General features: G+C 63.8%; 12 protein-coding genes. 1 reads left to right on the forward strand and 11 read right to left on the reverse strand.

What is annotated here, in order from left to right; all coding sequences use genetic code 11:
* Positions 1-23: 23 nt before the first annotated feature.
* The 11 genes from EJ078_RS19885 to EJ078_RS19935 all read right to left on the reverse strand — a co-directional run bounded on the left by EJ078_RS19885 (position 24) and on the right by EJ078_RS19935 (position 12,737).
* Positions 24-974 carry an SPFH domain-containing protein gene (locus EJ078_RS19885; protein ID WP_067002512.1) on the reverse strand — a complete coding sequence of 317 codons (951 nt, stop codon included), beginning with the start codon at positions 972-974 and terminating at the stop codon, positions 24-26.
* A 133-nt stretch (positions 975-1,107) separates the two neighbouring features.
* A complete protein-coding gene (gene hemH / locus EJ078_RS19890) occupies positions 1,108-2,172 on the reverse strand; it encodes a ferrochelatase (RefSeq protein WP_127215436.1) in 1,065 nt (354 codons plus the stop codon).
* A 147-nt stretch (positions 2,173-2,319) separates the two neighbouring features.
* Positions 2,320-4,407, reverse strand: coding sequence for a 5'-nucleotidase C-terminal domain-containing protein (locus tag EJ078_RS19895; protein ID WP_208720792.1), 2,088 nt, complete (start codon positions 4,405-4,407; stop codon positions 2,320-2,322).
* Positions 4,408-4,597: 190 nt separating this feature from the next.
* Positions 4,598-4,969, reverse strand: a complete 372-nt coding sequence (locus EJ078_RS19900; RefSeq protein ID WP_127215434.1) for a hypothetical protein — start codon at positions 4,967-4,969, stop codon at positions 4,598-4,600.
* A gap of 189 nt (positions 4,970-5,158) precedes the next feature.
* Positions 5,159-6,604 carry a homospermidine synthase gene (locus tag EJ078_RS19905; RefSeq protein WP_127215433.1) on the reverse strand — a complete coding sequence of 482 codons (1,446 nt, stop codon included), beginning with the start codon at positions 6,602-6,604 and terminating at the stop codon, positions 5,159-5,161.
* 125 nt (positions 6,605-6,729) lie between these two features.
* On the reverse strand, positions 6,730-7,650 hold the full coding sequence (locus EJ078_RS19910) for a DUF3445 domain-containing protein (protein ID WP_067325945.1): 921 nt from the start codon (positions 7,648-7,650) through the stop codon (positions 6,730-6,732).
* Complete coding sequence (locus EJ078_RS19915; protein WP_067002501.1) at positions 7,647-7,934, reverse strand: YciI family protein; 288 nt, start codon at positions 7,932-7,934, stop codon at positions 7,647-7,649. The genes EJ078_RS19910 and EJ078_RS19915 overlap by 4 nt, the downstream gene beginning before the upstream one ends.
* 19 nt (positions 7,935-7,953) lie before the next feature.
* Positions 7,954-8,616: an aminotransferase class IV family protein gene (locus tag EJ078_RS19920; RefSeq protein WP_067325948.1), complete on the reverse strand. Its 663-nt coding sequence runs from the start codon at positions 8,614-8,616 to the stop codon at positions 7,954-7,956.
* On the reverse strand, positions 8,565-9,710 hold the full coding sequence (locus tag EJ078_RS19925; protein WP_127403649.1) for an aminodeoxychorismate synthase component I: 1,146 nt from the start codon (positions 9,708-9,710) through the stop codon (positions 8,565-8,567). The genes EJ078_RS19920 and EJ078_RS19925 overlap by 52 nt, the downstream gene beginning before the upstream one ends.
* Before the next feature lie 154 nt (positions 9,711-9,864).
* A complete protein-coding gene (locus EJ078_RS19930) occupies positions 9,865-10,569 on the reverse strand; it encodes a proton-conducting membrane transporter (RefSeq protein WP_127215431.1) in 705 nt (234 codons plus the stop codon).
* 329 nt (positions 10,570-10,898) lie between these two features.
* Positions 10,899-12,737, reverse strand: coding sequence for a M3 family oligoendopeptidase (locus EJ078_RS19935; RefSeq protein WP_164757308.1), 1,839 nt, complete (start codon positions 12,735-12,737; stop codon positions 10,899-10,901).
* Between the two features lie 144 nt (positions 12,738-12,881).
* Between EJ078_RS19935 and EJ078_RS19940 the strand changes: the two genes are divergently transcribed.
* Complete coding sequence (locus tag EJ078_RS19940) at positions 12,882-14,423, forward strand: sigma-54 dependent transcriptional regulator (RefSeq protein ID WP_127215581.1); 1,542 nt, start codon at positions 12,882-12,884, stop codon at positions 14,421-14,423.
* Positions 14,424-14,616: the final 193 nt, after the last annotated feature.

A 14,616-nucleotide genomic window follows, 5' to 3' on the forward strand; every position in this document is an offset into this window, starting at 1 on the left:
TTCTCCCACCCAGATGGCGTGACTCAATTGTCCGACGGTCGCACGAGCGGCGTGCGCGCGCCCTGACGTTGCGGGCCGGAAGGGCCGTCGGCCTTGAACACTTCGCGGGCGATCTCGCCGATGCCGCCGAGCGAACCGATCAGCGATGAGGCTTCGAACGGCATGAGCACGATCTTGTTGTTGCTGGACGAGCCGATCCTGGCCAGCGCCTCGGTGTATTTCTGCGCGATGAAGTAGTTGATCGCCTGCACGTCGCCCTTGGCGATGGCTTCCGACACCACCTGTGTCGCCTTGGCCTCCGCTTCGGCGGAACGCTCGCGCGCTTCGGCATCGCGGAAGGCGGCTTCCCTGCGGCCTTCGGCCTCGAGGATCTGCGACTGCTTCATGCCTTCGGCGGCCAGGATTTGGGCGCGCTTGTCGCGCTCGGCGATCATCTGGCGGCTCATCGAATCCACCAGATTGGCCGGCGGGTTGATGTCCTTGATCTCGACGCGGGTGATCTTGATGCCCCACGGGTGCGCGGCCTCATCGACGACGCGCAGCAGCCGTTCGTTGATCGCATCGCGGTTGGACAGCAATTCGTCGAGATCCATCGAGCCCATGACGGTACGGATGTTGGTCATGGTGAGGTTGAGGATGGCGTTCTGCAGCCCGGAGACCTGATAGGCGGCCTGCGGGGCATTCAGCACCTGGTAGAAGGCGACGCCGTCGACGCCCACGATTGCATTGTCGCGGGTGATGATCTCCTGCGTCGGGACATCGAGCACCTGCTCCATCATGTTCATCTTGGCGCCTACGCGCTCGAAGATCGGGTTGATGATGTTCAGGCCGGGCGTCAGCGTCTTGGTGTAGCGGCCGAAACGCTCCACCGTGTAGTTGTAGCCCTGCGGCACCGTTCTGATGCCTTTGAAAAGAAGGATGATGACGAGGAATACAAGAACAATGATGGCAATATCGAAACCGCTAAACCCCATTTCGTTTCTCCCTCAAAAGGCGGCGACCTCGCGGAATCACTTAAGTGTGTTTCCGAAGCGTTACAATCAGGTGATCGCGAATATTGGTTAGCGAAGGCTGTTGCGAACCGGTTTCGACGCCTATTATTGGACGTCAGACCCAGCCTGACAGTTCCCGCCGCACCAGCGCCTCGATCACCGCCATGCCCTCGGCTCTGTCGTTGAGGCAGGGGATGTGGGCGAAGTTCTTGCCGCCGGCATGGTGGAATGTCTCGGCGGCCTCGCGGCCGATCTCGTCCAGCGTCTCGATACAGTCGACGGAAAAACCCGGATTGACGACCGCGATCGATTTGACGCCGTCCTTCGCCAGCTTCTCGACAGTGACGTCGGTGTAGGGCTGCAGCCATTCCTGGGCGCCGAAGCGCGACTGGAAGGTGGTGATGAGCTTCTTCTCGTCCCAGCCGAGCCTTGCCCTGAGCAGCCGCGTCGTCTCGAGGCAATGCGCCTGGTAAGGATCACCCTTGTCGGAATAGGGTTTTGGGATGCCGTGGTAGGAGGTGATCACCACCTCCGGCACGAAATCGAGCATCGCCAGGTTTTGCTCGATCGAGCGGGCGAGGGCGTCGATATAGACCGGCTCGTCATAATAGGGCGGCACGCTGCGGATCGCCGGCGCTCGCCTGATCTTCATCAGCGCCCGGAACAGCTGGTCGTTCGCCGTCGCCGTGGTCGTCGCCGAATATTGCGGATAGAGCGGAAAAGTGAGGATGCGCTCGCAGCCCTGCTCGACCAGCCGGCGGACGACGCTGCCGGTCGAGGGATTGCCGTAGCGCATGGCCCAGTCGACCACGACGGTTGGCAGATCAGCAAGCGCAATGGCGAGCTTCTCCGCCTGCGAGCGGGTGAAGGTGCGCAGCGGCGACTCGTTCTTCTCCCGGTTCCAGATCCTGGCGTAGTTGGCGCCGGACTTTGTCGGCCGCGCTGTGAGAACCAGCCCGTAGAGGATCGGATACCAGATCGCCTTGTTGAGCTCGATGACGCGCGGATCGGAGAGGAATTCTCTGAGATAGCGCCACATCGGCTTGAAATCGGTGCCGTCGGGCGTGCCGAGATTGATCAGCATGATGCCGATCTTGCCCGCTTTCACCGGCGCGGCACCCGCCGGCGCCGGACCGGCGGTCTTGGCGGCTTTCGCATCGGCAGGATTGGCAAGCGTCATCGACGGTCTCCGGTTGTCGGTGCGAAAACTAGCGATGCCATGCCGGTTTTGGAATGCTGCGTCTGGACGCACCTTACCGCGTTTGCGTCTGAAGACGGAACACCCGTCCGGTCTCCCGGACGGGCGCGATGAACTTCCGGCGAAAGATTACTTTGCGGCCGGCGGAATGGTCAGCGTTGCTCCGAGCGGCAGACGGCGCGGCCTGTAGTCCTTGTTGGCCTCGGAGATCAGCTTCCATTTGCTGCCGTCGCCATAGTTTTTCTTGGCCAGATCCCAATAGGTGTCGCCGGCGGCAACCACATGGCTGGTCTCTGGGCTGGCCTCCGGACCGGTCGCGGCCGGCTTGGCCTCGGCGGGCGCTGTTTCGGCCGGCTTGGCGGATTCGGTCGCAGGGGCGGCGGTCGCCGGCGCAGTCTCGGCAGGTTTTGCTGTCTCCGACGTTGCCGGTGCCGTCTCGGTCGGAACGGCCCGCGGCGTCCCGGCGATGTCGCCGGAATTGGACGGCAAAGCCGGCATGGCAGGCTCGGTCGCCGCCGGCGCCGTCTCGGCCGGCTTCGCGGGTTGGGCGGCAGGCGGCGTCGTGGCGGTCTCGGCAGGTTTTGCCGGCTCCGCGGCCGCTGTCGTGGCGCCGATCTCGGTGATGCGGCCGTCGAGCTTCGGCGTGTAGGGGCGGTGCGCGCCGAGATAGTCGGCCACCACCTGCTCCAGGCCCGGGCCGTAGTCATAGGCGTCCGTGGCCTTTTCGGCGAAGACCTTGTAGCCGTCGCCGCCCTGGCGGACGTAGTTGTTGGTGGCGACGAGATACTGCTTGTCCGGATTGATCGGCACCCAGGCGCTGTTCTCCATCACCTCGACCGATTTGACGCGGCCGGCATTGGGGGCGACCGACTTGTCGAAGGCATATTTCAAGCCGGCCACCTGCGGGAAGCGGCCGGCGGCGTCCTCGACCTGGCTGACGCCGCTTTCGAGACCGGCGACCAGGTCCTTGCCGGAGATCTTGAAGGTCGCCAGCGTGTTCTGGAACGGCAGCACCGTCAGCACTTCGCCCATGGTCACGGTGCCCTGGTCGATCGAGGCGCGCAGTCCGCCGCCATTCGAGATGACGATCTCGACGCCCTGGCCCTTGACCCGATCGAGGACGGCGTCGGAGACGAGATTGCCCATTTCGCATTCGCGGGTGCGGCAGCTTTCACGACTGCCATCGATCGGCTTGGTGGTCTCCGCCACTTCCTTGTTCTTCAGCGCCTCGATGGGCGCGCCAAGCTCCTTGATGCGGGCGAGCACCGCCGGATCGGGCGTGATCGACTTGTCGAGAAAGATCGGGTCGCCGCTGGCCGACTTGACGACGCCGTTGTCGTCGAACACGACCTTGAATTCACCGAGATATTTCGAATAGGACGCCGCCTGCACCACCGGCACCTTGTAGCCGTCGGGGTTGTCGACCATCGTCGGGTAGGGGCCTGCCGCCTTCGGATCGGTGTTCGACAAAAGCGTGTGGCTGTGGCCGCCGACCACCACGTCGACGCCGGGGATTTTCGCGATGACGTCGCGCTCGCGGTTGTAGCCGATATGGGTGACGGCGATGATCTTGTTGATGCCCTGCGCCTTCAGTTTCTCGACCTCGGCGGTGATCGACTTGACGTCGTCCGCGATGGCAATGTTGGGGCCGGGCGAGGCCAGTTCCGGCGTGTCGTTGGTGACGGCGCCGACGATGCCGATCTTCTGGCCGCCGACCTCGACCACGATGGACGGCTTGATCTTGCCGTGGGCGCCGGACTTGTCGTTGGGCACGACGTTGGCGCTGACCACCGGGAACTTCGCCTTGTCGAGATAAGGCACAAGCGCGCTTTCGCCGTCGTCGAACTCATGATTGCCCAGCGTCACCGCGTCGGGCTTGAGCTGATTGAGGAATTCCTCCTCCGCTGCTCCCTTGTAGGTGATGTAGAACAGCGATCCCTGGAAGCTGTCGCCGGCATTGAGCAGCAGCACGTTCTGACCTTCAAGCTTCTTGCGCTCCTGCGCGATCGCCGTGACCAGCCGGCCGGCGCCGCCAATGCACTCGCCTTTGGTCTCCTCCTCCGCTGAACAGGTCGACTCGTATTTGTTGTTGCCTTCGATGCGGCTATGCCAATCGTTGAAATGCAGGATGTTCAGCGTGTAGTCGGCAAAAGACGCTCCGGCCGAGAGGCCAAGTGCTGATGCGGAAAGGGCGGCAATGGCGGCAAATTTCTTCATTCTCGTCTCCCGGATGAGCTGACTTGAAGTGCTTAAAGCCCTCGCTTGGCTGGAAGGTAACAGTCAGCTTCGGGTCATGTTCACATCGCGTTTTGGCCGATGCAAGCGGAAATCGGGAGGAGGTTTGCCGGCACAAAAAAGGACGGCGGCTCGCGCCGCCATCCTCAACAAAGTCGATCTCTGCCTGAGCTCAGGCCCGGCGCGTCAGCACGAAATTCTGACCACTGGAGCTGGTGCAGTTGAGCTGGCTGGTAGAGACCATCAGGCAGTTGAAGCTAACCGGCGTCTGGCGGATCAGCGAGGTGCCGTGGATCTCGACCGAGGTCGCGCCGGTCATGGTGTAGCTGCCCTCGGACAGCTTCTGGCCGGTATCGGTCGCGACGGTGGTGAAGCTGCCGGCCGCGAAAGTCGAGAGGCCGGTGCCCTTGGCGTCGATCCAGTTGCCCTCGACGCCCTTGGGCGCCGCTGCAATCGGCTCCGAAGGGCCGGTGGTGGTGCAGGCGGCAGCGGCCAGAAGGCTTGCCGCGGCGCCTGCCGAAAGCAATTTGCGCGCAATGATCATTCAAAAATCCTCTCCTCTCGCATCGGCCGGAAAATCGATCTCCGATCTTCGGAAAAGCACGATGCGTGCATTCAAAGTGCTAGAGCGTACTTTGTGCGTCCGACAGGACGCGCGTCGCTCTGGGCCGCCCGTCTTCAATCGCCCGATTTCCGGGCGATTGCAAGGTGGAGACGCGGGTAGGCTTGGCTGCTATCGCACCAGGATGTTGCGGAACTGCCACGGATCGTCCTTGTCCAGATCCTCGGGGAAAAGCCCCGGGCGATTATCAAGCGGCGTCCAGTCGGTGTAGTAGCCCCTGACCGGCCCGAGATAGGGAAGCTGCACTTCCAGGCAGCGCCGGTAGTCCATCTCGTCGGCTTCCACGATGCCGGCCATCGGATTTTCCAACGCCCAGACCATGCCGGCGAGCACCGCCGAGGTGACCTGCAGGCCGGTGGCGTTCTGGTAAGGCGCCAGCTTGCGCGCCTCGGCCAGCGACAGCTGTGAGCCGTACCAATAAGCGTTCTTGGCATGGCCGTAGAGCAGCACGCCGAGCTCGTCGACGCCGTCGACCAGCTCGTTCTCGTCGAGCACGTGATGCACCGGTTGCGCCTTGCCGGCGGCGCCGAACATCTCGTGCAGCGACAGCACGGCATCGTTGCAGGGGTGATAGGCATAATGGCAGGTCGGGCGATACTGAACCTTGCCCTTCTTGCCGCGCACGGTGAAGAAGTCGGCGATCGAGATCGCCTCGTTGTGGGTCACCAGGAAGCCATATTGCGGGCCGGGCGTCGGGCACCAGGAGCGCACGCGCGTGTTGGCGCCCGCCTGCTCCAGATAGATCGCCGCCTGCGAGCCGTGCTTGTGCTTCTTGCCGTTCTTCGGCGTCCAGGTCTCATGCGTGCCCCAGCCGAGCTCGGCCGGCTGCAGGCCTTCCGAGATGAAGCCCTCGACCGACCAGGTGTTCCAGAATACGTCCATCGGCTTCGGCTTCTTGGTGCGCTGGGTATCGCGCTCGGCGATGTGGATGCCCTTGACTCCGGCCTTCTTCATCAGCTTCGCCCAGCCCTCGCGGTCGTGCTCCGCCGGGACCACAAACTCGAGCCCGAGATCGTTGGCGAGGTTGACTAGTGCCTGCTTGACGAACCAGGAGACCATGCCAGGATTGGCGCCGCAGCAGGAGATCGCCGTAGTGCCGCCGGGAGCCTTCTCCTTCTCCTGGCGCACGCTCTCGCGCAGCGCGTAATTGGTGCGCGAGGCATTGTCGGCCTTGTCGTCGAAATAGAAGCCGAGCCACGGCTCGACCACCGTATCTATATAGAGCACGCCGAGCTTGCGGCAGAGCTTCATCAACTCGAGCGAGGAGGTGTCGACCGACAGGTTGACGCACATGCCCTGACCGCTGCCATTGGTGAGAAGCGGGGTCAGAAGCTTCTTGTAGTTCTTCCTGGTCACCGCGTCCTGAACGAAGGCGATGCCGCGCTCGTCGAGCAGCATGCGGTCGCTGTCGCGCGGGTCGATGACCACCATGCGCGACTTGTCGAACTTGAAATGGCGTTCGATCAGCGGCAGCGTTCCCCGTCCGATCGAGCCGAAGCCGATCATCACGACAGGGCCGGTGATTTCACCGTAAACGGGCCAGTTCTCGTTCGCCATTTTTTCGCACACTCCTTCAAACACGGGAAAGTCCGGCATTTTTCGCCGGTAGCCCTACATCATAGATCATTGTCACAAACCAGCAAAAACCGCCAACCGACGGCCAAACCGGCCTGGCGGTTTGGTTAAGCCACCATGGCCATGCCGGCGAGGTACGAAACCAGCCGGTCGCGGTCCGCGCTCAAACCCTTGTAGTCGAGCTGCGCCTGATCGAGAGCATTGAGCTGGTCGGCGAAGGAGGCCGCAAGCGCGACCTTGTCGGGGTGGCGGGCAAGCACCGCCAGCGGGTCGAGATGGATGCGAATGGTGAAAAGGATGTCGCGCGACACCGGCAGCTTGCGCAAGGTCTGACGCTCGACGCGAATGAAGGCATGGGCGTTGATGTCACCATCCGAAAAACGCGTCGGACGGTTCGTGGCACGGTCGATGCGCTCCCCGTTGGAAAGCGGATGATAGAGCGCGTCGCCCGCCTGGATCGACCAGTTGAAGCGCTCGACCGCTTGTCCCTGCAGGCCGTCGAACATGCGGTTGATGAGGTCGGCAGGCCGCGTGCCGGGGCCGAAGCCGGGCACGGGCGCGTGGATCTGTTGTAGCGGCTTGCCGAATTTCTCCTGGAGCGACCAGGACGACGGAAAGCAGAGCGAGCCGGCGGCGAGCCGCCAGCCATCATCGCCGCGGCGCATCAGGATCAGGTCTTCCTGGATTAGCAGCGAGGCTGCGACCAGCGGGGCGTCGGGGCCGACATTGCTGCCTTCGGGGCCGGCTACCTCGATCCCGGCACCCTTGCGGCGGTAGGTTTCGGGATGTTTCGCCAGCAGGTGCGCTCCAAGCAGATCCAGCACCTCCTGCTGCGCCTCACGCGTGCCCTCCTCCTCGACAAAAACCCGGCTTGGGATTTCCGCGTAGAGACGGCGCTTCTCGGCGAGATGCGGCAAAAGAAACTCGTCGAGCTCGATCCATCGATCGAGATCGAGCGGTTTCAGCCCGATGGTGAAAAGCCTTGACGATCCGTCATAGGGCGTATGGGTCGGCTGGCGAACACTCATGCTTCCTTGAAGGCGTCCAGTTCGGTGGCGGTCAACCGCGCCGCGAATTCGGTGATTTCGTAGTCGGCCGCGCCTGCCTCGGAGAAAGGGTCGGCCGCCAGTCTGGCGTCAAGCACGTCGCGGGAACCGCGCGCGACGATGATGCCGCCGGTCCTTGGCCGTTTCGGTCCAGACGCAACAAAAATGCCTTCCGCGTAGCAGGCCTTCAGCCATTCGACATGCGCCGGCGCCAGCCGATCGATCTCGGTCAGCGGCACCTTGTAGTTCAGCGAAACGATGAACATTGCATTCTCCTGCTTGGCGTCATGCCAGCCTCGCCGGGATCAACCCACGTAGCGAATTGCCGACGAAGATCGCCTGCGCCGACTTCAGATCGTCGAAGGTGTAGATCGCTTCCGCGGCGCGGCCTTCGTCCAGAAGCTCGCCGCGCAATACTCCAGGCAGCAGGCCGCAATCAAGCCGGGGCGTCACCAGCATCCCGTCGCCGAAATCGGCGAACAGATTGGTGATCGTGCCTTCGCAGAGTTCTCCGCGCTCGTTGGCGAGCAGCACTTCGTCGGCGCGGGTGGCGAGGTATTCGGCGCGCGCCTGTTGGTAGGTTTCGCGGCGGTTGGTCTTGTGACGCAGCAACAAGTTACCGGAATCGAGGCGGACCCGCGCCAGCTGCAGACGCCATGCCCTACCTGCGGGAAGCTGCTCAAAGGGCTGCGCGGCTGCTGTCGCCTCGCCGTTGCGCTGCAGTGCAAGCCGGGTGCGCAAAGCGATCCGCTGCCCGCCGATCGCGTTCTTCAGCACCTCGCCGATCCGTTGCGGATCGCAGGCAAAGCCGAGCTCCGCGGCCGAGGCATAAAGCCGTGCAAGATGGCGCTCGAAGCGCAGGAAGCCCGAGCCAGGCTCCCAGCGCATGGTCTCGATCAGCTCGAAGTCGGCACGGTTCCCGTCGCGAAGCGCGCTTTCAGAAGACACTCCCGGTACTCCTCCTCGGCGGTGGAATCGAAGACCACGCCGCCGCCGACATTGTAGACAGCCTCGCCGTCGGCAAAGAGCGAGATGGTGCGGATCGCCACCGAGAACCGCATCGTGCCGCCGGGCGCGACCCAGCCGATGGCGCCGCAATAGACGTCGCGCGGCACGCCCTCCAGATCGTGCAGGATCTCCATGGCGCGGATCTTCGGCGCGCCGGTGATCGAGCCGCAGGGAAAGAGCGCTGCGAAGACTTGGCGAATACCGATATCAGGCAGGAGCTTCGCCCGCACCCGGCTCACCATCTGGTGCACCGTCGGGTAGGTCTCGATGCGGAACAGCTCAGGCACTTCCAGCGTGCCGACCTCGCTGATCAGCGAGATGTCGTTGCGCAGGAGATCGACGATCATCCGGTTCTCGGCCTGGTTCTTCTCGTCGTTGCGCAGGAACGCCTTCAGCCGCGCGTCCTCGGCCTTGGTGGCGCCGCGCGGCGCCGTGCCCTTCATCGGGTGCGTCTCGATCATACCGTCGGCGTCGATCTCGAAGAAGAGTTCCGGCGAGCGCGACAGCACGATCGGATCGCCGAACGAGATCAGCGCGCCGTATTTCACCGGCTGGCGCCCGGTCAGCGCCTCGAAGGCGGCAAGCGGATCGCCCGACCATTGCGCATAGACCGGAAAGGTCAGATTGCCCTGATAACAGTCGCCCTTGCGAATATGGTGGTGGAGGCGCGCGAAGCGGACGGCGTAGTCCTCGGCGGACCAGGATGCGCGGGCGTCGAAGATCGGTCCGTTGCTGGCGGGGCCTTCGTTCCGTGGCACGGCCTGTTCGAGCGGCGCATCGAAGACGCCGAGACAGATCAGAGGCGCGCGGCGGCCCTCTGGCAGCAACGGCACCAGTTTCGGCTCCAGCAGGTAGCCTGCCTCATAGGAGAAATAGCCTGCCAGCCATTTGCCCGCGTCGGAGGCGGCCTGAGCCGCTTCCAGCGCCGGCGTGAATTCGTCCGCGGTTCGCGCCGTGATGACCTCATGCGGCCCGTCAAAGACGAGCTGGCGGCCGGTCTCGTCATTGCGGAATATTGCTGAGGGCAGGGACATAAGCCTCGGATGGGGTCGATCAAGTCGATCGCTCTATATGGGGGCGCGGCGAGGCGCAATCGAGAGAACGGCGTCGGACGCCGTAAAGGCATCTGGTCCAAAGCAAAAACGGCGCCCAATGGACGCCGCCTGCGCTGGGAAGGCAACAGCGAGATCAGTTGTTGTTCGAGCTCCCCGCCGTGGGGAACCGGGTAGCGAATTCGGCCTCGTCGCCCGCGGCCAGCAGTTTCGCCTGCTCGATCCATTTCTCGCGCGCGATGCGGCCGTCGAAATTGAGCACCTCCTCGACGCGCTTGACGTCGGCATCGGTCCAGGCGGCGATCTGGGCGTACGACGTGACGCCCTGCGCCTTGAGCAGCTTTTCGTTGACCGGGCCGATGCCGATCAGGCGGCGCAGATTGTCCGCCTTGCCGGTGGTCGCCTTCGGGGCGGCGGCTTTCTTCGGAGCCGGCGCCTTCTTTGGCGCCGCGGCGGCCGTCTTTGCCGCTGCCGGCTTGGCCGCTGCCGATTTGGTCGAAGCCGATTTTGCCGCTGACGGTCTTGCAGATGAGGATCTGGCTGGGGTCGGGGTCGACATCAGCGCCGCAGGCGCCGGCGCGGAGGCTTTGTCGGTTCCCGCCTTGGCGGAAGAGGTCGGCGCTTCGCGCAGCTTGCGTTCGAGATCGGCGCGGCTGCGGCCGCATGCGTCGAGCTCGCCGCTCAGGCGGTAGGTATCGGCGCTAAACCGGTCGCGTTCGCTCTTGGCGCGACCGAGTTCGCCGCGCAGGCTGTCGAGCTCGCCACGCAGGCGGCCCCAGATGAACCAGCCAACCAGGACACCGACAACGAACGCCAGGAGCATATAGAAGAAAGTGCTCATTTCCCTCTCCAGTCCGATCGGGCCGCGGTCGCAAACGGCGGCCTTGCCGCAGGGATCGTCAATCGTTCCGCGCGCTGGGCGGAACCGCCCCTCCAATCGCTGGCGGCTGGCCCTCCTCCGGCTGCGGCCCGACGGCCGCTATCGCTCTCGCTGAAGCAACGCTAGGGCCGCCTCCGGCCTTGCTGTCGCGTCCGGTTGAGCTTGGGGTCTACGCTAGCACACGGCCTGCGCAAAGCTAATTGAAAAGTGCGGGCAGAGTTATTCAAGAACAGCACAAGTATGCGTTCCGGCCAAACTGTTCCCGGTCTATGCCGCCAGGCGAGCACCCGTCATTTGTCGAGCGCCTCCAGCTCGTCGATCAGCGCGCCGATCACACCCAGGCCGATCTGCCAGAAGGCCGGATCCGTGGCGTCGAGGCCGAAGGGCGCCAGCAGTTCCGAATGATGCTTGGTGCCGCCGGCGCGCAGCATCTCGAAATACTTCTCCTGAAAGCCGCGCTCGGCGTTCTGGTAGACGGCGTAGAGCGAGTTGACCAGGCAGTCGCCGAAGGCATAGGCGTAGACGTAGAAGGGCGAGTGGATGAAGTGCGGGATATAAGTCCAGAAGACCTCGTAGCCATCGCGCAACTTGATCGCCGGCCCCAGGCTTTCAGCCTGCACCTCAAGCCAGAACTGGCCCAGCCTGTCCGAGGTCAGCTCGCCGTTGCGGCGCTCGGCATGCACCTTGCGCTCGAACTCGTAGAAGGCGATCTGGCGCACGACGGTATTGATCATGTCCTCGACCTTCTGGGCGAGCATGGCCTTGCGCTCGCGCTTGTCGGAGGTCTGGTCGAGCAGCGAGCGGAAGGTCAGCATCTCTCCGAAGACGGAGGCGGTCTCGGCCAGCGTCAGCGGGGTGGACGCCATCAGCGCGCCCTGGCCGGCGGCCAGCACCTGGTGAACGCCGTGGCCCAGCTCATGCGCCAGCGTCATCACATCGCGCGGCTTGCCCATGTAGTTGAGGAGCACGTAGGGATGCGCCGAAGGCACGGTCGGGTGGGCGAAGGCGCCGGGCGATTTGCCCGGCCTGACCGGCGCATCAATCCATTTGCGGTCGAAGAAGGTCCGCGCGATTTCCGCCATCTTCGGCGAGAAACGCTGATAGGCTGACAGCACCGTGTCCCTGGCGTCGTCCCAGCGGATCACCGACTGCGGGGTCTCGGGCAGCGGCGCGTTGCGGTCCCAGTGGTTCATGACGTCCATGCCGAGCCAGCGCGCCTTCATCTGATAGTAGCGGTGCGACAGGCGCGGATAGGCTTCGCGCACGGCCGCGGCCAAAGCATCGACCACGCCGCGTTCGACGCGGTTGGCGAGATGGCGTGAATCGGCGATGTCCTCGAAGCCGCGCCAGCGGTCGGAAATTTCCTTGTCCTTAGCCAGCGTGTTGGTGATGAGCGTGAAGGTGCGCAGGTTCTTGCGGAAAGTCGCGGCGAGTGCCTCGGAGGCACGGCGGCGCACTTCGCCATCCGCGTCCTGCAGTCGGTTCAGCGCCGGCTCCAGCGTCAGCTCCTCGCCGTCGACGTCGAAACGCAGGTCGGTCATCGTCTCGTCGAACAGGCGGTTCCAGGCGCCGCGTCCGGTGACCGACTTCTCGTGGAACAACTGCTCGACCCGATCCTCGAGCTGGTACGGCTTGTCCTTCCTGAGGTCGAGCACCCAGGGACGGTAGTGGGCGAAGGCCGGGTCGGCCGCGAGTGCTGCTTCGATCACCGCGTCGTCGATCAGGTTGAGCTCCAGCGCGAAGAACAAAAGATGCGCGCTGGCATCCGTCATCTTCTCCTGGATGTCGCCATAGAGCTTGGCGCGCTGCGGATCGGCGGTGTTGCCGGCATAGACAAGCCCGGCATAGGAGACGATGCGGCCGATCAGTTCCTCCAGCGCCTCGTAGGCCTTCAGCGCCTCGCCGAGCCGGCCGGCGGCGCCACGCTCGGCTTCGGCGGCCAACGTGCCCTTCCAGCGGACCTCGAAGGCGATGGCGTCGCTTGCCGCCCGGGCGATGTCACGCTTCAGCTCCGGCGCTTCCATACCGGAATAGAGATCGGCGAGATTCCACTCCGGCAGATCGCCAAGCTCCGCCGCGGCCTGGCCAGACGCCGTCGCCGCAAGCCGCTGACCAAACATCATGCGCATCGACAATACCTTCTTCGAATCAACGGGAAAGGAGAAGCCGGTCAAATCCTAAGGAATTCGTTCACCGGGTTTTTTGAAACCTTATTTAGAACCCTGTGCCAAGATGATCCATGGGGATTTATCGGGCGGATAATTCAAAGAGTCATGACAGGTTCCGTACTCATAGTCGATGACGATCCCGTGCAGCGCAGGCTGCTCGAGGCGGCGGTCACGAAATTCGGCCACAGCGCCATCGTCACCGACGGCGGCGAGGCGGGTCTCGATGTGCTGGACGGACCGAAGGCGCGCGATGTGTCAGTCGTCATCCTCGACCTGGTCATGCCCGGTCTCGACGGCATCGGCGTGCTGAAGGCGATGCGCGAGCGCGCCATCAATCTCCCGGTCATCGTGCAGACCGCGCAGGGCGGCATCGAAACCGTTGTCTCGGCCATGCGCCACGGCGCTTTCGATTTCGTCGTCAAGCCGGCCTCGCCCGACCGGCTGCAGACCTCGATTTCCAATGCTTTGAAGGTCGAAGCGGTCGAGGATGAGGTGAAGCGCACGTCGCGGCGTCGCGGCGGCCATCTCACCTTCAAGGATCTGATCACCCGCAGCCCGGCGATGGACCGGGTGATCCGGCTCGGCCAGAAGGCGGCGGCCTCCAACATCCCGATCCTGATCGAGGGCGAATCGGGGGTGGGCAAGGAGTTGGTGGCGCGCGCCATCCAGGGCAGCGGCGACCGCCGCTCGAAACCCTTCGTCACCGTCAATTGCGGCGCCATCCCCGACAATCTGGTGGAATCGATCCTGTTCGGCCATGAGAAGGGTTCCTTCACCGGCGCCACGGACAAGCACACCGGCAAATTCGTCGAGGCGCATTCGGGCACGCTGTTCCTGGACGAGATCGGCGACCTGCCGCTCGACGTCCAGGTCAAGCTGCTGCGCGCCGTGCAGGAGGGCGAGGTCGACCCGGTCGGCGGCCGTTCGACCCTCAAGGTCGACATCCGGCTGATCTCGGCGACGCATCGGAATCTTTTGCAGCAGGTCAAGGACGGCAAATTCCGCGAGGACCTATTTTATCGCCTGAACGTCTATCCGATCTTCGTGCCGCCGCTGCGCGACCGGCGCGAGGACATCCCCCATCTGGTCAGGCATTTCATGGAGAAGGTGGCGCCGGCCGATCCGCGTCATCGTCTCACCGGCATATCGGCCAAAGCGCTGGCGATGCTGCAGGCCTACGATTGGCCGGGCAACATCCGCCAGCTGGAAAATGCGGTGTTCAGGGCGTCGGTGCTCGCCGAAGGCGAATTGCTGACCGAAGAGGAATTCCCACAGATCCGCGCGCAGGTCGAAGGCACGGTGAAGCTCGATGCCGAGCCTGCGACTGCCGTGGCACCGGTCGCGGACGAGCCGCAGCCGGGCGATCAGGCCGTCTCCAATGGAGCGGCGGCAGGTTCGCACGAGGCCGAGGCGCGGGCGCGGCTGCAGCCGCGATTCGGCACGCTGAGGGCCTTGGACGAGCGCGGCAATGTGCGGGCGCTGGCCGATGTCGAGTTCGAGATGATCAAGCTTGCGATCGACCACTATAACGGCCAGATGAGCGAGGTGGCGCGCCGCCTCGGCATCGGGCGCTCTACGCTCTACCGCAAGCTGAAGGAATATGGCATTGACCCCGAAGCGGGTCGGCTTGATCGACTTGCCTCTTGAGACGCAAGCCCAGCCCAGCCTACCGGTTTATATTCCGACTTAAATCGTCGCTTTTTCGTTTCTGAAGGCGCTTTTTCAGTCGCTTGCGTGTTCTCGATCACGCATTTAACGCAATCGGTAACAGATTGTGTTTGGGCCAAAGCCGAATTCTCGATCTAAACCAGCGATTTACCACGAAACATGGTGCATCATT

The sequence above is a fragment of the Mesorhizobium sp. M1A.F.Ca.IN.022.06.1.1 genome (assembly GCF_003952605.1).
Taxonomy (GTDB): domain Bacteria; phylum Pseudomonadota; class Alphaproteobacteria; order Rhizobiales; family Rhizobiaceae; genus Mesorhizobium.